This is a genomic window from Actinosynnema pretiosum (genome assembly GCF_002354875.1).
Taxonomy (GTDB): domain Bacteria; phylum Actinomycetota; class Actinomycetes; order Mycobacteriales; family Pseudonocardiaceae; genus Actinosynnema; species Actinosynnema auranticum.
This window is the reverse complement of sequence record NZ_CP023445.1, coordinates 3,092,673-3,115,734: the sequence shown is the minus strand read 5'-3', so window position 1 is coordinate 3,115,734 and position 23,062 is coordinate 3,092,673. Positions and strand designations below refer to the sequence as shown.

General features: G+C 76.5%; 3 protein-coding genes. All 3 read right to left on the bottom strand.

Going from position 1 to position 23,062, the window contains the following annotated elements:
- Positions 1 to 110: 110 nt before the first annotated feature.
- Positions 111 to 21,368, bottom strand: a complete 21,258-nt coding sequence (locus tag CNX65_RS13645) for a type I polyketide synthase (protein ID WP_096493128.1) — start codon at positions 21,366 to 21,368, stop codon at positions 111 to 113.
- A gap of 99 nt (positions 21,369 to 21,467) precedes the next feature.
- Positions 21,468 to 21,710, bottom strand: coding sequence for a ferredoxin (locus CNX65_RS13640; protein ID WP_096493126.1), 243 nt, complete (start codon positions 21,708 to 21,710; stop codon positions 21,468 to 21,470).
- Complete coding sequence (locus tag CNX65_RS13635) at positions 21,707 to 22,894, bottom strand: cytochrome P450 (protein ID WP_096493124.1); 1,188 nt, start codon at positions 22,892 to 22,894, stop codon at positions 21,707 to 21,709. Before CNX65_RS13635 ends, CNX65_RS13640 begins: the two co-directional genes overlap by 4 nt.
- Positions 22,895 to 23,062 lie beyond the last annotated feature (168 nt).

The following is a 23,062-nucleotide window of genomic DNA, read 5'->3' as shown; positions in this document are numbered from 1 at the left end:
GACATCTTCTTGCGCTCGAACGAGCGAACGCCGCCACGGCAACCCGAAGTGACGGGAATGACGTGACGGCGTTCACACTGCTCGGTCATAACTCGGTCATGGCACGCGGATCAATCGGTCGCTTCGAGCTCCTCGTCCAGGATGTCGAACAGCTCGTCGGCGGTCACCGCGTCCAGCACGTCGGCCGCCTCGGCCACCGCCCCACCTGCGCCGGACCAGCGCGCCACCAGCGCCCGCAGCCTGCTCTCGACCCGGACGCGCTCCTCCTCGTCCGGCGCGGCGGTCTCCAATGCGGTCTCCAACCGGGCGAGCTCGGCCTCCAAGGAGGGCGCGGACTCCTCCGCCCCGCCCAGTTCGGACAGCAGCAGCTCGGCCACGGCGGCGGGCGTCGGGTGGTCGTAGACCAGCGTCGCGGACAACCGCACCCCGACCACCTCGGCCACCCGGTTGCGCAGCTCGACCGCGGCGAGCGAGTCGAAGCCCAGTTCCAGGAATCCCTTGCCCGCGTCGACCGCGTGCGCGCCGTCGTGCCCGAGGACGCCCGCCACCAGACCGCGCACCAGCTCCACGAGGTGGTCGCGCCGCCGGGCGGGCGGCAGCGCGGCGACCTGCTCGGCCACCGACGGCCCCGAGGTGGGCGCGCCGGTCCCGGCGACCCGCCTGACCGCCCCGCGCACCAGCGCCCGGAACACCGGGGGCACCGCGCCGGACGCCTGCCGCACGGCCGCCAGGTCCAGCCTGGCCGCCACGAGGTCGGCCCGGTCCGAGGCGACCGCCGCGTCGAGCAGCGCCAGCCCCTCGGCGGGCCGCAGGCCCAGCACCCCGGAGGACGCCATGCGCCGCAGGTCCCGCTCCCCCAGCTCCCCGGTCATCGCGCTGCCCACCCCGGTCCACAGGCCCCACGCCACCGAGGTGGCGGGCAGGCCCTGGGCGCGGCGGTGCGCGGCGAGCGCGTCGAGGAAGCCGTTGGCGGCGGCGTAGGCGGACTGGCCCGCTCCGCCGACCACCGAGACCAGCGAGGAGAACAGCACGAACGCGGTCAGGTCGTGGCCCCGCGTCAGCTCGTGCAGGTGCCAGGCGGCCTCGGCCTTGGGCCGCCAGACCGCCGCCACCTGCTCGGGGGTGAGCCCGGACAGCAGCGCGTCGTCGACGACGCCCGCCGAGTGCACGACCGCCGAGAGCTCCAGGCCCTCCAGCAGGGCGGCGACGGCGTCGCGGTCGGCGACGTCGCACGCGGCGACCTCGACCGAGGCGCCGAGACCGGTCAGCTCCGCGACCAGCTCGGCCGCGCCGGGCGCGTCCTGGCCGCGACGGCTGGTGAGCAGCAGGTCGGTGACGCCGCGCGCGGTGACCAGGTGCCGGGCGACGGTCGCGCCGACGCCGCTCAGGCCGCCGGTGACCAGGACCCGGCCGGAGCCGAAGTCGGGCGCCGCCGCGGGCAACCCGGCCCGGACCAGCCTGGGCGCGAACGCCCGGCCGCCGCGCACCGCGAGCTGCGGCTCCCCGGCGGTCAGGGCGGCGGGCAGGACCAGGTCGGAGGCGGGGTCGCCGTCCACGTCGACCAGGCCCACCAGGTCCGGGTGCTCGACCTGCGCCGAGCGCAGCAGCCCCCACAGGGCGGCGTGCGCCAGGCCGGGCGAGTCCTCGCCGTCCACCGACACCGCGCCGGTGGTGACGACCACGAGCCGCTTGCCCGCCAGCCGGTCGTCCTCGGCCCAGCGGCGCAGGACCGGCAGCAGCCCCTCGACCGCCGCCCGTCCGGCCGCGGCCGGGTCGTCGCCGGTGGCGGGCAGGGGCAGCAGGACCGAGTCCGGTCCCTGCGGGCCCGCCGCCGCCACCGCGTCCAGGTCCGGGTAGGCGACCTCGGCCGGGAAGCGGCCCGGCGCGCCGAGGACGGCGAGCCTGGCCGGGGTGTCGGCCGCGCCGAGCACCGGGGTCCAGTCGAGCCGGAACAGCGCGTCGCCGACCGAGGGGCCCTCGGCGGCGGGCAGTGGGCGCACCGCCAGCGAGCCCACCTCGGCGACCGGCGCGCCGTCCGGGTCGGCCAGGGCGACCGAGTAGGCGGTGGGGCCGGTGCGGGTCAGGCGGACCCGCAGCGCGGACGCCCCGGTGGCCCGCAGCACCACGTCCTTCCAGGCGAACGGGACGGTCAGCTCGCCGGGCCCGTCCTCCAGCAGCTCGGCGGTGTGCAGGGTGGCGTCGAGCAGCGCCGGGTGCAGGCCGTAGCCGGAGGCGTCGACCTCCTCGGGCAGGGCGACCTCGGCGAACACCTCGTCACCGCGCCGCCAGGCCGCGCGCAGGCCCTGGAACGCCGGGCCGTAGCCGTAGCCGCGGGCGGCCAGCTCCGCGTAGTGCCCGGTGAGGTCCAGCTCGGTGGCGTCCGGGGGCGCCCACCGGCCGGGCTCGCCGGTCAGGTCGGCGTCGGTCGTGGCGACCTCGGTGTCCGGGACGAGCGAGCCGGTGGCGTGCCTGGTCCACTGCGCGCCCTCGGCGTCGGGCCGGGAGTGCGCGGTGACCGTGCGGCGGCCGGACTCGTCCGGGCCGCCCACGGCGACCTGGAGCACGACGCCGCCGCGCTCCGGGAGCACGAGCGGGGACTGGAGGGTCAGCTCCTCGACCCGGCCGCAGCCGACCTGGTCGCCCGCCTGGACGGCCAGCTCCACGAACGCCGTGCCGGGCAGCAGGACCTCGCCCGAGACGGTGTGGTCGGCCAGCCACGCGTGGGTGCGCGGCGAGATCCGGCCGGTGAGCAGGACGCCGTCGCCCTCGGCGGTGGTGAGCACGTCCCCGGCCAGCGGGTGGCCGCTGCCCGAGCCCGTGCCGCCGACGGCGGCGTCGAGCCAGTAGCGGCGGCGCTGGAACGGGTAGGTGGGCAGGTCGACCGGTCGGGCGCCGGAACCGGCGAACAGCGCGGCCCAGTCCGGGGTCGTGCCCCGGACGAACAGCGCGCCCACGGCGGCGGCCAGCGCGGTGGTCTCCGGGTGGTCGGCGCGCTGGGTGGCGGTCAGCAGCGCGGCGCCCTCGTCGAGCAGGCAGTCGCGGCCGAGCGCGGTGAGCACCGCGTCCGGGCCGACCTCCAGGAACGTGGTGGCGCCCCTGGCCTCCAGCTCGCGCACGGCGTCGTGGAAGCGCACCGCGCCGCGCACGTGCCGCACCCAGTACTCCGGGTCGGTCAGCTCGCCGGGTTCGGCGAGGCGGCCGGTGAGGGTGGAGACCACGGGGGTGGTCGGCTCGGCGTAGGCGATGCTCGTGGCGACCTCGCGGAACGCGTCGAGCACCTCGTCGGTGTGCGGGGAGTGGAAGGCGTGGGACACGGCGAGGGCGCGGGTCTTGAGGCCCTCGGCCTTCCAGGTCGCCACCAGTTCGGCCAGCGCGTCGGCGTCGCCGGAGACGACGGTCGAGGCGGGGCCGTTCACGGCGGCCACGTCGACCCGGCCCTCCAGGCCCACGAGGTCGGCGCGGACGCGCTCCTCGGTGGCCAGGACCGAGACCATGCCGCCGTCGGGGCGCATGGACTGCATGAGCCTGCCGCGCGCGGCGACCAGCCTGGCCGCGTCGGCCAGGGAGAACACCCCGGCGACGTGGGCTGCGGCCAGCTCGCCGATCGAGTGGCCCGCGAGGAGGTCCGCGCGCACGCCCCAGGACCGGAGCAGGCGGTGCAGGGCGACCTCGAAGGCGAACAGGGCGGGCTGGCTGTAGCGGGTCTGCTGCACCAGGTCCGGGTCGTCGCCGTCCAGGACCTGGGCGAGCGGGGTGTCCAGCTCGGCGTCGAGCAGCGCGCACGCCTCGTCGAACGCCTCGGCGAACACCGGCCAGGCGGCGCGCAGCTCGCGCCCCATGCCCGCGCGCTGCGCGCCCTGCCCGGTGAACAGCAGGGCGAGCGCCCCGGTGGAGCGGGCGGTGCGCACGACGCCCGGCCCGGAACCGGTGGCGGCCAGGGCTTCCAGGGACTTGAGCACCTCGGCGGGGTCGCCGGGGACGATCGCCGCGCGGTGCTCCAGTGCCGCGCGGGTGGTGGCGGTGGCGTGGGCCAGGTCGGTCCGGTCGACGCCGTCCGCGAGCAGCGCCAGCAGGTTCTCCGCCTGGGCGCGCAGGGCGCCCTCGTCGGCGGCGGCCAGCACGATCGGGGCGGGCACGGCCCTGGTGGGCGCGTCCTGGGCGGACGTGGTCGGCGCGGTCGGGGCCTGCTCGACGATGACGTGCGCGTTGGTGCCGCTGATGCCGAAGGAGGAGACGCCCGCGCGGCGCGGGTGGTCGGTCTCCGGCCACGGCCGGGGCTCGGTCAGCAGCTCGACCGCGCCCCCGCTCCAATCGACCCGGTCGGTGCGCTGGTCGGCGTGCAGCGTGCGGGGCAGCACGCCCGCCCGGATCGCCATGATCATCTTGATCACGCCCGCGACGCCTGCCGCGGCCTGGGTGTGGCCGATGTTGGACTTGATCGAGCCCAGCCAGAGCGGCTCGTCGCGGTCCTGGCCGTAGGTGGCGATGACGGCCTGGGCCTCGATCGGGTCGCCGAGCACCGTGCCGGTGCCGTGCGCCTCGACCGCGTCCACCTCGGACGGCCGCAGGCCCGCGACGGCCAGCGCGGAGCGCATGACCCGCTGCTGCGACGGCCCGTTGGGCGCGGTCAGGCCGTTGGACGCGCCGTCCTGGTTGACCGCGCTGCCGCGCAGCACCGCCAGCACCTCGTGCCCGTTGGCCCTGGCGTCGGAGAGCCGCTCCAGGACCAGCATCCCGACGCCCTCGGACATCGCGGTGCCGTCCGCGTCGGCGGAGAACGACTTCGCCCGCCCGCCCGGCGCCAGGCCGCGCTGGAGGCTGAAGTCGATGAACGTGTCCGGCGTGGCCATGACGCTCACGCCGCCCGCCAGCGCCAGCGAGCACTCCCCCGCCCTGAGCGCCTGCGCGGCCAGGTGGAGGGAGACCAGCGAGGAGGAGCACGCGGTGTCGACCGAGACGGCCGGGCCCTCCAGGCCCAGCACGTAGGACACCCGGCCGGAGGCGACGCTGCCCAGGCTGCCGTTGCCGACGTACCCGGCCAGGTCCTCGGGCACCGACCGCAGGCGGGTCGCGTAGTCGTTGTACATCACGCCCGCGAACACGCCGGTCGCGCTGCCGCGCAGCGACACCGGGTCGATCCCGGCCCGCTCCAGGGCCTCCCACGCGGTCTCCAGCAGCAGGCGCTGCTGCGGGTCGGTGGCCAGGGCCTCGCGCGGGCTGATGCCGAAGAACCCGGCGTCGAAGTCGGCGGCGTCGTGCAGGAAGCCGCCCTCCAGGGAGCAGGACTTGCCGACCTTGCCGGGCTCCGGGTCGAACAGGGCGTCCAGGTCCCAGCCGCGGTCGGTCGGGAACGCGCTGATGGCGTCGACGCCACCGTCGAGCAGCCGCCACAGGTCCTCGGGCGTGCTGACGTCGCCGGGGAAGCGGCAGCCGATGCCGACGACCGCGATCGGGTCGTCGTCCACCGCGCGGGTGGGCGCGGCGGGCAGGTCGGCGGCGGGCTCGGCGTCGCCGACCAGCTCGGTCTCCAGCAGGGCGGCCAGCAGCTCCGGGTTCGGGTGGTCGAACACCAGGGTCGCGGGCAGCCGCAGGCCGGTGGCCGCGACCAGGCGGTTGCGCAGCTCGACCGCGGCGAGCGAGTCGAAGCCCAGGTCGCGGAACGCGCGGCGCGGGTCGACGGACGCCGCGCCGTCGTGGCCGAGGACGGCCGCGACGTGCGAGCGCACCAGGTCCAGCACCACGCGGGTCCGGTCGGCCGGGGGCAGCGCGCGGAGCCTGCGGGCCAGCGCGGAGCCGCCGTCCTCCTCGCCGGTGACGCCGGAGCGGCGGACCTGCTTGCGCACCAGGGACTTCAGCAGCGCGGGCAGCGCGTCGCGCTCGCGCAGCGCGGCCAGGTCGAGGCGCATCGGCACCAGCAGCGGCTCGGTCGAGGCGAGGCTGGCGTCGAACAGCGCGAGGCCCTCCTCGGTGCTCAGGCCGGTGACGCCGGAGCGGCCCATGCGGGCCAGGTCGACGTCGGACAGGTGGTCGGTCATGCCGCTGCGCTGGGACCAGAAGCCCCAGGCGAGCGAGACGGCCGGCAGCCCCGCGTCGCGGCGGGCCCGCGCGAGGCCGTCGACGTAGGTGTTGGCGGCGGCGTAGTTGCCCTGGGCCGCGCCGTCGTAGACGCCCGCGGCGGAGGAGAACAGCACGAACGCCCGCAGGTCGCCGGTCAGCTCGTGCAGGTGCCGCGCGCCCTCGGCCTTGGGGTTCCAGGCGGCGTCCAGGCGCTCGGGGGTGAGGCCGGTGACCAGGCCGTCGTCCAGCACGGCGGCGGTGTGCACGACGGCGGTGAGGCCGTCGACGCCCGCGAGCAGGGCGGCGACCGAGTCGCGGTCGGCGACGTCGCAGGCGACGACGCGGGCGGTGGCGCCCAGGTCGGCCAGCTCCGCCACCAGCTCCGCCGCGCCGGGGGCGTCGGGGCCGCGGCGGCTGGTGAGCACCAGCTCCCGCACGCCCCGCTGCACCAGGTGCCTGGCCAGCACCGCGCCGAGGCCGCCGGTGCCGCCGGTGATCAGGACGGTGTCCTGGTCGGTCCAGGCGAACGCGGGGCCCTCGGGGGTGGCGCGGACCAGGCGCGGGGCGAGCAGGTCGTCGCCGCGCACCGCGATCTCCGGCTCGCCGGAGCCCAGCGCGGCGAGCAGCCCGTCCCAGTGCACCGGCCAGCCGTCGGTGTCCACCAGCGCGAACCGGTCGGGGTTCTCGGCGGCGGCGGCCCGGATCAGGCCGTGCACGGCGGTGACGGCCGGGTCGACCGGCACGTCGCCGACCCCCGCGCCGCCCCTGGTGAGCACCACGAGCGTCGAGGAGGCGAACCGGTCGTCGGCCAACCACTCCTGCGCGGTGGACAGGGCCAGGTCGACGGCGGAGCGGGAGGACTCGGCCGAGCCGATCGGCAGCACGACCCACTCGGGGACGTCCGCGCCGATCGAGGCCAGGTCGGGGACCTTGGGCACGTACTTGCCCAGCGCGTCGCCGAGCACGAGCAGCTTGCCGGTGGTCGGCGCGGCCTCGATCTTGGTCCAGTCCACCCGGAACAGCGCGTCCGGCACGCCCGCCGCGGGCACGACGACCTCGCGGGAGAGCAGGTCGGCGACCTGGGCGACGGGGTTGCCCGCCTGGTCGGCGACCCGGATGGCCAGGCCGTCGCCGCCGGTCGGGGTGAGCCGCACCCGCAGGGCGCGGGCGCCCTCGGCGAACAGCGACACGCCCGTCCAGGAGAACGGCAGCTGCGGCGGCCTGTCCTCGCCGGACTCGACCACCAGCACCGGGTGCAGGGCGGCGTCGAGCAGGGCGGGGTGCAGGCCGTAGCCCGCCGGGTCCACGTCCTCGGGCAGCTCGACCTCGGCGAACACCTCGTCGCCGAGCCGCCAGGCGGCGCGCAGGCCCTGGAAGGCGGGGCCGTAGCCGTAGCCCTGGGCGTCGAGCGCCGGGTAGGCGCCGTCCAGGTCCACCGGCTGCGCGCCGGGCGGCGGCCAGGCCACCAGGTCGAAGTCCGGGGTGGTCTCGGAGCGGACCAGGCGGCCGGTGGCGTGCCGGGTCCACGGGGCCTCGGAGCCCTCGGCGCGGGAGTGCACGGTCAGCTCCCGGCCGCCGTCCCGGTCGGGGTCGCCGATGCGGAGCTGGACGTGCACGCCGCCGCGCTCGGGCAGCGCCAGCGGGGCCTCCAGGGTCAGCTCGTCCACGCGGTCGCAGCCGACCTGGTCGCCCGCCCGGATCGCGAGCTCCACGAACGCGGTGCCGGGGAGCAGGGTGGCGCCCGCGAAGGCGTGGTGCGCCAGCCACGGGTGGGTGTCGGCGGCGAGGCGGCCGGTGAGCAGGACCTCGTCCGCGCCCGCGACGGCGATGGTCGCGCCGAGCAGCGGGTGGGCGGTCGCGGCCAGGCCCGCCGAGGTGACGTCGCCGGTCGCCGAGGTGGCGTCGAGCCAGTAGCGGCGGTGCTGGAAGGCGTAGGTGGGCAGGGCGATCCGCTTCGGGGCCGCCGTCGCGCGGTCCGCGAGCAGGCCGGTCCAGTCCACGTCGACGCCGCGCGTCCACGCCTGGGCCAGGGACAGCAGCACCCGGCGGGGGCCGCCGTCGTCGCGGCGCAGGGAGCCGATCGCGGCGACCTCGCGGCCGTCCTCCTCGGCGGTCTCCAGCACCGCCGAGGTGAGCACCGCGTGCGGGCTGCACTCGACGAACACGGCGTGCCCGGTGGCGAGCAGGGTGCGGGTGGCGCCGACGAAGTCGACCGTCTCGCGCAGGTTCGTGTACCAGTAGCCGGCGTCGAGCGCGGCGGTGTCGGTGAACTCGGCGGTGACCGTGGAGCAGAACGGGGTGGCGGAGGTGCGCGGGGACAGGTCCGCGAGCACGTCGAGCAGGCGCTCGCGGATCGACTCCACGTGGGCGGAGTGCGAGGCGTAGTCCACCGGGACCCGCTTGGCCCGCGCGCCCTCGGCGCGCAGCTCGGCCTGGAGCGCGTCCAGCCCGGCCGGGTCGCCGGAGACGACGACGGAGCGGGCGCCGTTGACCACCGCGATCGACAGGCCCTCGGCGAGCCGGGGGCGGACCTCGTCCACGGGCAGCTGCACGGACAGCATCCCGCCCTTGCCCGCCAGGTCCTCGGCGATGGCGAGGCTGCGCAGCGCCACGATCGCCGCACCGTCCCGAGTGGACAGCGCGCCGGACGCGACGGCGGCGGCGATCTCGCCCTGCGAGTGGCCGACGACCGCGTCGGGGCGCACGCCGTTCGCGCGCCACAGCTCGGCCAGCGACACCATCATCGCCCACAGCACCGGCTGCACGACGTCGACCCGCTCCAGCGAGGGGGCGTCCTCGTCGCCGCGCGCCACGGCGATCAGGTCCCAGTCCACGAACTCGGACAGGGCCCGCGCGCACTCGGCCATGCGGGCGGCGAAGACCGGTGAGGCGTCGAGCAGCTCGGCGGCCATGCCGACCCACTGCGAGCCCTGGCCGGGGAAGACGAACACGACCCTCGGGTCGGAGAGCACCTCGCCGTCCACGACGGACGCGGCGGCCTCGCCGGAGGCCAGCGCGGACAGCCCGGCGGTGAGCCGCTCCAGGTCCTCGCCGACCACGACGGCGCGCTGCTCCAGCGCGGCGCGGGTGGTGACCAGGGAGTGCGCGACGTCGAGCGGCGCGAGGTCGGGGTGGGCGGCCAGGTGGGCGGCGAGCAGCCCGGCCTGGGCGCGCACCGCGTCCGCGCCGCGACCGGAGACCAGCAGGGGCAGCAGCGCCCCGTTGGGCTCGATCGCTTCCGGCGCAACGGTTTCCGGCGCGGTGGTTTCCGGCGCGGTGGTCCCGGCGACCGGCTCGGGGGCCTGCTCCAGGACGATGTGCGCGTTGGTGCCGCTGATGCCGAACGACGAGACACCGGCGCGGCGCGGACGACCGGTCTCCGGCCACGGGCGGGCCTCGGTGAGCAGCTCGACCGCGCCCTCGGACCAGTCGACCTGGTCGGTGCGCTCGGAGACGTGCAGGGTGGCCGGGACCCGGCCCTCCCGCATCGCCATGACCATCTTGATGACGCCCGCGACGCCCGCCGCGGCCTGGGTGTGGCCGAAGTTGGACTTGATGGAGCCCAGCAGCAGCGGGATCTCCCGGTCCTGGCCGTAGGTGGCCAGCAGCGCCTGCGCCTCGATCGGGTCGCCGAGCGGGGTGCCGGTGCCGTGCGCCTCGACGGCGTCGACCTCGGTGTGCGACAGGCCCGCGTTGGCCAGCGCCGCGCGGATGACGCGCTGCTGCGACGGGCCGTTGGGGGCGGTGAGGCCGTTGGACGCGCCGTCCTGGTTGACCGCGCTGCCGCGCAGCACCGCCAGCACCTCGTGGCCGTTGCGGCGCGCGTCGGACAGCCGCTCCAGCAGGAGCAGGCCGACGCCCTCGCCCCAGCCGGTGCCGTCGGCGTCGGCGGAGAACGACTTGGACCGGCCGTTGCGGGCCAGGCCGCGCTGGAGGCTGAAGTCCACGAAGGTGTCCGGCGCGGACATCACCGTGACGCCGCCGGCGAGGGCGAGCGAGCACTCCCCCGCCCGGAGCGCCTGCGCGGCCAGGTGGATGGACACCAGGGACGAGGAGCACGCGGTGTCCACGGAGACCGCCGGGCCTTCGAGGCCGAGCACGTAGGACACGCGGCCGGACAGGACGCTGGCGATGCTGCCGTTGCCCAGGTACCCGGCCAGGTCCTCGGGGACCTCCTTCAGCCTGCTGCCGTAGTCGTGGTACATCACGCCGGCGAACACGCCGGTCGGGGTGCCCTTGAGCGAGGTCGGGTCGATGCCCGCCCGCTCGATGACCTCCCACGCGGTCTCCAGCAGCAGCCGCTGCTGCGGGTCCATGGCCAGGGCCTCGCGCGGGGAGATGCCGAAGAACCCGGCGTCGAAGCCCAGGGCGTCGCTGAGGAAGCCGCCCTCGCGCACGTAGGTGCGGCCGGGCTTGCCCGGTTCGGGGTCGTAGATGCCGTCGGTGTCCCAGCCCCGGTCGACGGGGAACCCGCCGATCGCGTCGACGCCGTCCGCGACGAGCCGCCACAGCTCCTCGGGGGTGGTGACGTCGCCGGGGTAGCGGCAGCCCATCGCGACGATGGCGATCGGGTCGCCGTCGTCCGCGCGGGTCGTCGCCACCGGGGTGGGCGCGCTGGGCGCGGCCCCGCCGAGCGACTCGGACAGGTGCGCGACCAGCGCGACCGGGGTCGGGTGGTCGAACACCAGGGTGGCGGGCAGCCGCAGGCCGGTGGCGGTGGTGAGCCGGTTGCGCAGCTCGACCGCCGCGAGCGAGTCGAAGCCCAGCTCGCCGAACGCGCGGCGCGGCTCGATCTCGGCGCCGCTGCCGTGGCCGAGGACGGCCGCGACGTGCGAGCGGACCAGGTCGAGCAGGACGCGGCCCCGGTCCTCGGCGGACAGGCCGAGCAGCTCGTCGCGCGGGGTCCGGTCGGCGCCCGCGGCGGTCGCGGCGCGGCGGGTGGGGCGGACCAGGCCGTGGAACAGCCGGGGCAGCTCCTCCCCCCTGGTGCGCAGGGCCGCCAGGTCCAGCTTCACCGGGACCAGCAGCGGGGCGTCGAGCGCGAGGGCGGCGTCGAACAGGGCGAGGCCCTCGGCGGCGGGCAGGCCGCGCACGCCGGAGCGGGCCATGCGGGCCAGGTCGCCCTCGGTGAGGTGGCCGGTCATGCCGCTGCGGTGCTCCCACAGGCCCCAGGCGATCGAGGTTCCGGGCAGACCGGTGGCGCGGCGCTGTTCCACCAGCGCGTCGAGGTAGGTGTTGGCGGCGGCGTAGTTGCCCTGGCCGGTGCCGTCGACCACGCCCGCCGCCGAGGAGAAGACGACGAACGCCCGCAGGTCGGAGGTGAGCTCGTGCAGGGTGCGCGCGCCCTCGGCCTTGGGCAGCCAGACGGCGTCGACCTGCTCGGGGGTCATGGCCGAGACGAGGCCGTCGGCGAGCGCGCCCGCCGTGTGCACGACGGCGGTGAGGCCGTCGACGTCGGCGAGGAGCGCGGCGACCGAGTCGCGGTCGGCCACGTCGCAGGCGACGACGCGGGCGGTGGCGCCCAGGTCGGCCAGCTCGGCGACCAGCTCGGTCGCGCCGGGCGCGTCCGGGCCGCGACGGCTGGTGAGCACCAGCTGCCGCACGCCCTGCCCGGCCAGGTGGCCCGCGAGCAGCGCGCCGAGGCCGCCGGTGCCGCCGGTGATCAGGACGGTGTCCTCGGCGGTCCAGGCGAACGGGGCCTGGGGGCGGTCGGTGACGCGGGCCAGGCGCGGCACGAGGAGCGCGCCGTCGCGGACCGCGACCTCCGGCTCGCCCAGGCCGAGCGGGGTGGTGACGGCGCTGGCCACATCGTTCGCGTCGTCCAGGTCGAGCAGGGTGAACCGGTCCGGGTTCTCCGCCTGCGCGGCCCGGACCAGGCCCCACACCGGGGCGACGACCGGGTCGACGGCGTGGCCCGCGGCGGGCACGCCCCCGGTGGTGACCAGGGCGAGGCGGGCGGCGGCGAACCGCTCGTCCGCGATCCACTGGCGCAGCACGGAGAGCACGTCGTCCACGGTGGACCGCGCGGCCTGGCCGGAGACCGGCAGCACCACCCAGTCCGGGACCTGCGTCAGCGCGGACAGGTCGGGGCCGTCCAGCACGGTGACCGCGCCGGTGACCGGGCCCGCCGCCGGGACCGGGGTCCAGTCCACGCGGTAGAGCGAGTCCTGGCCGGAGCCGCCGGTCAGCGCCTCGGCCGGGATGGGCCGGGTGACCAGCGCGTCGACCGTGGCGACCGGCGCGCCGGTCGGGTCGGCCAGCAGCAGCGACACCGCGCCGCCGCCCTCGGGGGTGAGCCGCACGCGCAGCCCGGTCGCGCCGGAGGCGTGCAGGGTGACGCCGGTCCAGGCGAACGGCAGGTCGATCAGGCCGTCCTCGGCCCCGCCCTCGCGGGCGCCGGTGGCGTGCAGGGCCGCGTCGAGCAGCGCCGGGTGCAGGCCGAAGCCCGCCGCGTCGGCGTGCTCGGGCAGCGCGACCTCGGCGAACACCACGTCGCCCTGCCGCCAGGCGGCGCGGACGGCGCGGAACACCGGGCCGTAGGCGTAGCCGCCCGCCGCGAGCTCCGCGTAGAGGGCGTCGACGTCGAGCTTGGCCGCGCCGGGCGGCGGCCACGCGGTCAGGCGCTCGGGGCTGGTGCGCGGGGCGTGGTCCAGGAAGCCGGAGGCGTGCCGGGTCCACGAGGAGTCGGCGTCCTCGGGCCGGGAGTGCACGCTCACCGCGCGCCTTCCGGTGGCGTCGGGCGCGCCGACCGCGACCTGCAGGACGGTGCCGCCGCGCGCGGGCAGCACCAGCGGGGCCTCCAGGGTCAGCTCGTCCACGCGGTCGCAGCCGACCTGGTCGCCCGCCCGGACCGCCAGCTCCACGAACGCGGTGCCGGGCAGCAGGACGACGCCGGAGGCGGCGTGGTCGGCCAGCCACGGGTGGGTGTCGAGCGCGAGGCGGCCGGTGAGCAGGACGCCGTCGTTCTCGGCGGTGGTGGTGGTCGCGCCCAGCAGCGGGTGGCCGGTGGCGCCCAGGCCCGCCGACGAGACGTCGCCGGGGCCGTCGGTGGCGTCGAGCCAGAAGCGGCGGTGCTGGAAGGCGTAGGTGGGCAGGGCGACGCGGCGCGGGGCGGCCGGGCCGGTGAGCAGGGTGGTCCAGTCCACGTCGACGCCGCGCGTCCACGCCTGGGCCAGGGACAGCAGCAGCCTGCGGGGGCCGCCGTCCTCGCGGCGCAGGGTCGGGACGGTGACGACCTCGCGGTCGTCCTCGTCGGCGGTCTCCTGCACGGCCGAGGGCAGCACGGGGTGCGGGCTGCACTCGATGAACACGGTGTGGCCGGAGCCGAGGAGGGCGCGGGTGGCGCCGACGAAGTCGACCTTCTCGCGCAGGTTGGAGTACCAGTAGTCGGCGTCGAGCCTCGCGCCGTCGAGGAAGCCGCCGGTGACGGTGGAGCAGAACGGGGTGGTGGCGGCGCGCGGGGCGACGTGCGCGATCACGGCCAGCAGCCGCTCGCGGATCACCTCCACGTGCGGGGAGTGCGAGGCGTAGTCGATCTTGACCGGGCGGGCGCGCACGCCCTCGGCGGTCAGCTCGGCCTGGAGCGCGGCCAGGTTCTCCGGGTCGCCGGAGACCACGACCGAGCGGGCGCCGTTGAGCGCGCCGATGGTCAGGCCCTCGCGCAGGCGCGGCAGGACCTCGTCCAGGGGCAGCTGGATGGACAGCATCCCGCTCTTGCCGGACAGCTCCTCGCCGATCAGGACGCTGCGCAGCGCGACGATCGCGGCGCCGTCCTGCAGGGACAGCGCGCCGGAGACGACGGCGGCGGCGATCTCGCCCTGGGAGTGGCCGACGACCGCGTCGGGGCGCACGCCGTGGTGCTTCCACAGCTCCGCCAGGGACACGGTGATCGCCCACAGCACCGGCTGGAGCACGTCCACCCGGTTCAGCGGCGGCGCGCCGGGGGCGTCGCGCACGACGTCGACCAGGTTCCAGTCCACGTGCGGGGCCAGCGCGGCGGCGCACTCGCGCATCCGCTCGGCGAACACCGGGGAGGAGTCGAGCAGCTCCACGGCCATGCCCGCCCACTGCGAGCCCTGGCCGGGGAAGACGAACACGACCCTCGGGTCGGACAGCGCCTCGCCGTCCACGACGGACGCCGCGGCCTCGCCGGAGGCCAGCGCGGACAGTGCGGCGTCGAGCTGGTCGGCGTCCTCGCCGACCACGACGGCGCGGCGCTCCAGTGCGGCGCGGGTGGTGGCCAGGGACCAGCCGACGTCGCGCGGGGACGCCGAGCCGACGTGCTCGCGCAGCCGGGCGGCCTGCTCGCGCAGGGCGTCCCCGGTGCGGGCGGACAGCGCCCACGGCACCAGGCCGGACGGCTGCGGTTCGGTGGCGTCGGGCGCGGCGGGGTCGAGCGCGGCGGGTTCGGCGGCGGGGGCCTGCTCCAGCACGACGTGCGCGTTGGTGCCGCTGATGCCGAACGAGGACACGCCCGCGCGGCGCGGACGGCCGGTCTCCGGCCACGGGCGGGCCTCGGTGAGCAGCTCGACCGCGCCCTCGGACCAGTCGACCTGCGGGGTGCGCTCCCCCACGTGCAGGGTGCGGGGCAGCACGCCCTCGCGCATCGCCATGACCATCTTGATGACGCCCGCGACACCGGCCGCGGCCTGGGTGTGGCCGACGTTCGACTTGATCGAGCCCAGCCACAGCGGCTCGGTGCGGTCCTGGCCGTAGGTGGCCAGCAGCGCCTGCGCCTCGATCGGGTCGCCCAGGCGGGTGCCGGTGCCGTGCGCCTCGACGGCGTCGACCTCGGTGTGCGACAGGCCCGCCATGGACAGCGCGGCGCGGATGACCCGCTGCTGCGACGGCCCGTTGGGGGCGGTCAGGCCGTTGGACGCGCCGTCCTGGTTGATCGCGGAGCCCTTGACCACGGCCAGGACCTCGTGGCCGTTGCGGCGCGCGTCGGACAGCCGCTCCAGCACGAGCACGCCCACGCCCTCGCCCCAGGCGGTGCCGTCGGCGTCGGCGGAGAACGACTTGGAGCGGCCGTCGGCGGCCAGGCCGCGCTGGAGGCTGAAGTCCAGGAACGTGTCGGGCGTGGCCATGACGGTGACACCACCGGCCAGGGCGAGCGAGCACTCGCCGCCGCGCAGGGCCTGCGCGGCCAGGTGGATCGACACCAGCGACGAGGAGCACGCGGTGTCCACGGAGACGGCCGGGCCTTCGAGGCCGAGCACGTACGCGACGCGGCCGGAGGCGACGCTGGCGAGCGAGCCGTTGCCCAGGTACCCGGCCAGGTCCTCCGGGATGTCCTTCAGCCGCAGGGCGTAGTCGTGGTACATGATGCCCGCGAACACGCCGGTCGGGCTGCCCTTGAGCGAGGTCGGGTCGATGCCCGCGCGCTCCAGCGCCTCCCAGGCGGTCTCCAGCAGCAGGCGCTGCTGCGGGTCCATCGCGGTGGCCTCGCGCGGGCTGATGCCGAAGAACTCGGCGTCGAAGTCCAGCGCGTCGTCCAGGAAGCCGCCCTCGACCGAGTAGGTGCGGCCGGGCTTGCCGGGCTCGGGGTCGTAGAGCGAGTCGACGTCCCAGCCCCGGTCGTCGGGGAAGCGGGAGATGCCGTCGACGCCGTCGGCGACCAGGCGCCACAGCTCCTCGGGGGTGGTGACGCCGCCGGGGAAGCGGCAGCTCATGCCGACGACGGCGATGGGCTCGTCGTCCACCGCGGTGGCGGTGGCGCGCTGGACGGGCGCGGCGGCGGCGCGGTCGCCGAGCGCCTTGTCCTTCAGGTGCCCGACCAGGGCGAGCGGGGTCGGGTAGTCGAACACCAGGGTCGCGGGCAGCCGCAGGCCGGTGGCGGTGGTGAGGCGGTTGCGCAGCTCCACGGCCGCCAGCGAGTCGAAGCCGATCTCGCTGAACGCGCGCTTGGGCTCGATGGCGTCGCCGCCGCCGTGGCCCAGGACCGCCGCGACGTGCGCGCGGACCAGGTCGAGCAGGACGCGGTCCCGGTCGGCCTCGGGCAGCTCGGCCAGGCGCGCGCCGAGGCTGTCGCCGCCGGACTGGGCCGCTCCCCCGGCGGCGCGGCGCGCGGCGGTGGGGGCGAGGACGCGCAGCAGGGCCGGGACGCCGTCCTGGCGGGCGCGCAGCGCGGTCAGGTCGAGGCGGACCGGGGCGAGCACCGGCTCGGTGGTGGTGAGCGCGGCGTCGAGCAGCGCCAGGTTCTCCTCGGGGGTCAGGCCCGGCATCCCGGAGGCCTCGATGCGGTGCAGGGCGGCGGTGTCGAGCACCGAGCCCATGCCGCTCTCCCCCAGCCACAGGCCCCAGGTGAGGGCGGTGGCGGGCAGGCCCTCGGCGCGGCGGCGCTCGGCCAGCGCGTTGAGGAACAGGTTCGCGGCGGCGTAGTTGCCCTGGCCGGGGTTGTCGAGCAGCGCGGCCAGCGAGGAGTACAGGACGAACGCGGTCAGGTCGCGGCCCTGGGTCAGCTCGTGCAGGTGCCAGGCGGCGTCGGCCTTGGGGCGCAGCACCTCGTCCACGCGCTCGGCGGTGAGGGCGCCGACCGTGCCGTCCGCGACGACACCGGCGGTGTGCACGACGGCGGTCAGGTCGGTGATGCCGTCGAGCAGGTCGGCGACGGCGGCGCGGTCGGCCACGTCGCAGGCCACCACGCGGGCGGTCGCGCCGAGGTCGGCCAGCTCCGCGACCAGCTCGGTCGCGCCGGGCGCGTCGGGGCCGCGGCGGCTGGTGAGCACCAGCCTCCGGGCGCCCCTGGCGGCCAGGTGCTTGGCGACCAGCGCGCCGAGGCCGCCGGTTCCGCCGGTGACCAGGGTGGTGCCCTCGCCCGCCCACGGGTCGTCGGCGGGCTCCTCGACCGGGACGCGCGCCAGGCGCGGCACGGAGACCTTGCCCGCGCGCACGGACAGCTCCGGCTCGCCGGTGGCGACGGCCGGGAGCAGCTGGGCGGCGGACTCGGGGGCGTCGTCCAGGTCGACCAGGGTGAAGCGGTCCGGGTTCTCCGCCTGCGCGGCGCGGACCAGGCCCCACACCGGGGTGTGCGCGAGGTCCGCGTCGCGGACGCCCCTGGTGACCACGACCAGGCGGGACGGGCCGAAGCGCTCGTCGGCGAGCCACTGGCGGACCACGGTGAGCACCGAGTCGAGCGCGGCGCGGACGTCGGCGAGGACGTCACCGGTGCTCGTCGGGACGTGGTGGACGACGGTCTCGGGCACGGTCGCGCCCGAGGAGAGGGCGGCGCCCAGCGCGGCGAGGTCGGCGTGGCCCGCGCCGAGCACGGTGGCCGGGCGGACCGGGCCGGACGGGACGGGCCGCGAGACCCACTCCTGGCGCAGCAGCGACTCGTGGTGCTCGCGGCGGGCGGCGGCGAGCTGCTCGGCGGTGACCGCGCGGGAGACGAACGAGCCGACCGTGGCGACCGGCGCGCCCGCCGGGTCGGTGATGGTCAGCGACACCGCGTCGGACCCGGCGGGGCTGATGCGCACGCGCACCGCCGACGCGCCGGTGGCGTGCAGGACGACGTCGTTCCAGGCGAACGGGACGCGCACCTCGCCGGGGTCGCCGGGCGCCGTGCCCGCGACGTCCACGGCGTGCAGGGCGGCGTCGAGCAGCGCGGGGTGCAGGCCGAAGGAGGCGGCGGACGCGGCGACCGACTCGGGCAGCGCCACCTCGGCGTACACCTCGGCGGAGGGGCCGGTCCCGCGCCGCCACGCCTTGCGCAGGCCCTGGAACACCGGGCCGTAGCCGTAGCCCAGCGCGGCGAGGTCGGCGTACGCGGTGGAGGCGTCGACCGGTTCGGCGTCGCGCGGCGGCCAGGTCTCCAGGCGCTCGCCGGGTTCCGGGGCCTGCGCGGACAGCACGCCGCCCGCGTGGCGGGTCCAGCCCGCGTCCTCGGGGGCGTGCTCGGGCCGCGAGTGCACGGCCACGGTGCGACGACCGCCGTCGTCGGGGGCGTCCACGACGACCTGGAGCACGACGCCGCCGCGCTCGGGCAGCACCAGCGGGGCTTCCAGGGTCAGCTCCTCGAGCACGCCGCAGCCGACCTCGTCGCCCGCGCGCACGGCCAGCTCCACGAACGCGGTGCCGGGCAGCAGGACCGAGCCGGAGATGACGTGGTCGGCCAGCCACGGGTGGGTGCGCGGGGAGACCCGGCCGGTGAGCACGACCCGGTCGCCGCCCGCGAGGCCGACGACGGCGCCGACGAGCGGGTGGTCGGCGGCGAGCTGGCCCAGCTCGACCGCGCCGCCCGAGGAGCTGCCGCCGGTGAGCCAGTAGCGCTCGCGCTGGAAGGCGTAGCGGGGCAGGTCGACGCGCGCGCCGGAGCCCTGCGGGAGCAGCTCGGCCCAGCGCACGGCCTGGCCCCTGGTGTGCGCGAGCGCGACGGCGGAGCGGACCTCGGCGACCTCGTCGCGGTCGCGGCGCAGCAGGGCGGCGAAGGCGAAGTCGGTGTCCTCGATCTCGGCCACGCAGTCCTGCGCCATGGCGGTGAGGACGGCGTCGGGGCCGAGTTCGAGGAAGGTGGCGACGCCGCGCGCGGCGAGCTCGGCGACCACGTCGCGGAACCGGACGGCCTGCCGGACGTGGTCGACCCAGTACTCCGGGGAGCGCAGCTGCTCGGCGGTGGCCAGCTCGCCGGTGACGTCGGAGACCACCGGGATGGCGGGCGCCGAGTAGGTCATGACCTCGGCGACGCGGCGGAAGTCGGCCAGCGCCGGTTCCATCAGCGGCGAGTGGAAGGCGTGCGAGACGGTGAGCCGCTTGGTCTTCACGCCCCGGTCGGCCAGGACCTGGGCGATCTCCAGGACGGCGGTCTCCACGCCGGAGATCACGGTGGCGGCGGGCCCGTTGACGGCGGCCACGCGCACCTCGGCCTCGCGGCCCTCCAGCAGCGGCAGCACGTCGGACTCGGGGGCGCGCACCGACACCATGGCGCCGCCCTCGGGCAGCGCCTGCATGAGCCTGCCGCGCGCGCCGACGAGCAGCGCGGCGTCCTCCAGGGACAGCACGCCCGCGACGTGCGCGGCGGTGATGCCGCCCAGCGAGTGGCCCGCGACGTAGTCGGGGCGCAGGCCCCAGGACTCGACCAGCCGGTAGAGGGCGGTCTCCAGGGCGAACAGGGCGCTCTGCGCGTAGGCGGTGCGGTGCAGCAGAGCGGCGGCCTCGGTGCCGGGCTCGGCGAACATCACCTCGCCGAGGGGGCGGTCGAGCTGGAGGTCGAGCCAGCCGCAGGCCGCGTCGAGCGCCTTGGCGAACACCGGGTGGGCGCGGTACAGCTCGCGGCCCGCCGACAGGCGCTGGCTGCCCTGGCCGGTGAACAGGAACGCGGTCGGGCCCGCCGTGGCGGAGCCGCGCACCAGGCCGGGGGCGTCCTGCCCGGCGGCGAGGGCGGCGAGGCCGCGCAGGGCGTCGGCGCGGTCGGTGGCGTGCAGGACCGCGCGGTGCTCCAGGGCGGCGCGGCGCAGTGCCAGCTCGTGGGCGGTGTCGACCAGGTCGGGGGCGGCGTCACCGGTGAGGAACCCGGCGAGCCGGGCGGCCTGGCCGCGCAGCGCGGCCTCGCCCCGCCCGGAGAGCACCAGCGGGACCGGGACGGGCGCGGTGGCCTTGGCCTTCTTGGACTTCCGGGTGGCCTTGGCGGGCTTCGCGGGCGCGACCGGTTCGACGGCCGGGGGCTCCTCGATCACGACGTGCGCGTTGGTGCCGCTGACGCCGAACGAGGAGATGCCCGCGCGGCGCGGCCGGTCGGGCGAGTCCCACGGGCGCTGCTCGGTCAGCAGCTCGATGTCACCGGCGGACCAGTCCACGTGCGGGCTCGGGGCGTCCACGTGCAGGGTGCGCGGCAGGACCCGCTCGCGCATCGCGTACACGACCTTGATCAGGCCCGCGACGCCCGCGGCGGCCTGGCTGTGGCCGATGTTGGACTTGATCGAGCCCAGCCACAGCGGGGTCTCGCGGTCCTGGCCGTAGGTGGCGAGCAGCGCCTGCGCCTCGATCGGGTCGCCCAGGCGGGTGCCGGTGCCGTGCGCCTCGACGGTGTCGACGTCCGAGGTGGACAGTCCGGCGTCGGCGAGCGCCTGGCGGATGACGCGCTGCTGCGCGGGACCGCTGGGCGCGGTCAGGCCGTTGGAGGCGCCGTCCTGGTTCACGGCGGTGCCCTTGACGACGCCGAGCACGCGGTGGCCCGCGCGCAGCGCGTCGGACAGCCGCTCCAGCACGACCACGCCGACGCCCTCGGCCCAGCCGGTGCCGTCGGCGGCGGCGGCGAAGGGCTTGCACACGCCGTCGGGCGCGAGGCCGCGCTGGGTGCTGAACGCGGTGAACGCGCCGGGGTGCACCATGACCGCGACGCCGCCCGCGAGCGCGGTGGTGCAGTCGCCGTCGCGCAGCGCCCGCACCGCGAGGTGCAGCGCCACGAGCGAGCCGGAGCAGGCGGTGTCGATCGAGACGGTGGGCCCTTCCAGGCCCAGCGAGTAGGCGAGGCGCCCGGAGACGACGCTGGGCGCGTTGCCGGTGAGCAGGTAGCCGTCCAGGCCCTCGGGGGCCTGGTGCAGGCGCGGCCCGTACTCCTGGGGCTCGACGCCGATGTACACGCCGGTGCGGCTGCCGCGCAGGGACAGCGGGTCGACGCCCGCGTGCTCCAGCGCCTCCCACGCGGTCTCCAGGACCAGGCGCTGCTGCGGGTCCATGGCGAGCGCCTCGCGCGGGCTGATGCCGAAGAACGCGGCGTCGAACTCGGCGGCCTCGGCGAGGAAGCCGCCCTTGCGCACGTAGGACTTGCCGGACTTGCCGGGCTCGGGGTCGAACAGCGCGTCCAGGTCCCAGCCCCGGTCGTCGGGGAAGTCGGAGATGACGTGCCTGCCGCCCGCGACGACGTCCCACAGCTTCTCGGGGGTGTCGCTGCCGCCGGGGTAGCGGCAACCGATGCCGACGATCGCGATGGGCTCGTCGTCCCGCTCGCGCCGCGCGACCGGCTCCCGCACGACCGGGACGGCGCGCTCGCCCAGCGCCAGGCGGCGCGCGAGGCGGGCCACGGCGAGCGGGGTGGGGTGGTCGAAGACCAGGGTGACCGGCAGTTCGAGGCCGGTGGCGGCGCACAGCCTGCGGTGCAGGTCCACGGCGGCCAGCGAGTCGAAGCCCAGCTCCTTGAAGGGGCGCTCGGGGGCGACCCGGTCGGGGGCGTCGGGCAGGGCGGCCTTGAGCACCGCGACGACCTGCTCGTGCACGACGCCGAGCAGGACGCGCTCCTGCTCCGCTGGTGGCAGCCCGGCCAACCGCGCCAGGGGCGCTGCGGTGGTGGCGGGCTCGGCGTTCTCGGGCTGGCTCATCCGTGCTCCACTGGTCCGGCGTTCGGTCCTGGGTCCTGGACATGGCTCGTCCCCGGACCGGGAGGGTGGCCTCCCGGCCGGGGACGGCGGTGGTCGGGCCTAGTCCTCGGGTGCGAGGACCCGGCCCGTGGCCGTCTCGGTGACGGTGATCGCGGCCATGGGGCACATGTCCGCGGCGTCGAGCAGGTACTGCGCGGGACCGGTCTCGGTCGCGCGGGCGGCGGCCTTGCCGTCGCGGATCTCCAGGTGCTCCGGCGAGGTGCTCACGCACACGCCGGTGCCGATGCAGGCCGCGCGGTCGACGGCGACCGACCAGGAGGTGGCCTCGGTGGTGTGGTTCACCAGGCCACCCGCAGCTTCTTCGGGCCGCGCACCAGCAGGCCGCGCTTCCACTCCACGCCCTCGTCGCCCTCGGCCAGGCGCAGGTCCGGGAACTTGGTGGTGATGACCTCCAGCATGACCTGGAGCTCCATGCGGGCGAGCTGCGCGCCGAGGCAGTGGTGCGGGCCGTGGCCGAACGCGACGTGCGGGTTGGACTCGCGGGTGAAGTCCATCTTCTCCGGCTCGGCGAAGACCTCCGGGTCGCGGTTGGCGCCGGGGATCGAGGCCAGGATCGGCTCGCCCTCGCGGACGACGACGGTGCCGAGCTTGACGTCCTCGGTGGCGTAGCGGGGGAACAGCGCGGCCGGGTTGAGCGGGATGAACCGCAGCATCTCCTCGACGGCGGCCGGGATCAGCTCGGGCCGGGCCTTGAGCTGCTCGTAGTGCTCGGGGCTGGTGAGCAGGGCGTAGAGGAAGTTCGGGATGTGCGTGGAGACCGCCTCGGAGCCGGTCAGCAGCAGGCCGACGCTGGCGATGGACAGCAGCTCCTGCTCGGTGAGCTGGTCCTCGTCGTCGCGGGCGCGCACCAGGGCGGTGAGCAGGTCGTCGGTGGGCTCCTCGCGGCGCTTGGCCACCAGGGTGGCCATGTACGCGAACAGCTCCTCGGCCTGGGACATGACCGGCTTGGCCGTGTTGGTCAGGCCGTCGGTCCAGACCCGGAACTTGCCGCGGTCCTCGAAGGGCACGCCGATGAGGTCGCAGATGACGGCGATCGGGAAGGGCAGCGCGAAGTGCTCGACCAGGTCCGCGGGCGAGCCGTGGGCGATCATGTCGTCGGCGCACTTCTCCGCGATGCGCACCGCGTGGGGGCGCATGGCGTTGACGCGCCGGGCGGTCAGCGCCTTGCCCGCGAGCTTGCGCAGGCGGGTGTGGTCCGGCGGGTCGAGGCCGACGATGCCCTCGTACGCCATCTCCTCGCGCAACCGGGGCTGGTCCTGGCCCTGCGCCGCCGCCCGGCTGAAGCGCGGGTCGGTCAGCACGGTCTTGGTGTCCTCGTACCCCAGGGTCAACCAGGAGACCTCGCCGTAGGGCATCTGCACCCGGTTGACGGGCTCCTCGCTGCGCAGCTCGGCGTAGATGGGATCGACGTGGATACCCAGTTCCTCGCTGAACGGGTAGGTCCGGACCTGCTGGGTTTCTGTCATCCGTCTTCTCCTCCGGGTGCGCGGGAGCCTGCCCGACCACCGCGCGCCGGTCCCTTTGGGCCTGTGCCCGGAAGCCGTTCCCGGCTGCCACGTGAATGGCTCTGGGAAATTCCCGCCCCCGGTCGTTGAGAAAGACTAAGCACGTCGCGGAAGTCCGCTAAACCCCGG

Excerpts from the sequence above, each read along its gene's own strand:
- CNX65_RS13645 (WP_096493128.1), bottom strand. The coding sequence starts at position 21,368 with ATGAGCCAGCCCGAGAACGCCGAGCCCGCCACCACCGCAGCGCCCCTG.
- CNX65_RS13635 (WP_096493124.1), bottom strand. The coding sequence starts at position 22,894 with ATGACAGAAACCCAGCAGGTCCGGACCTACCCGTTCAGCGAGGAACTG.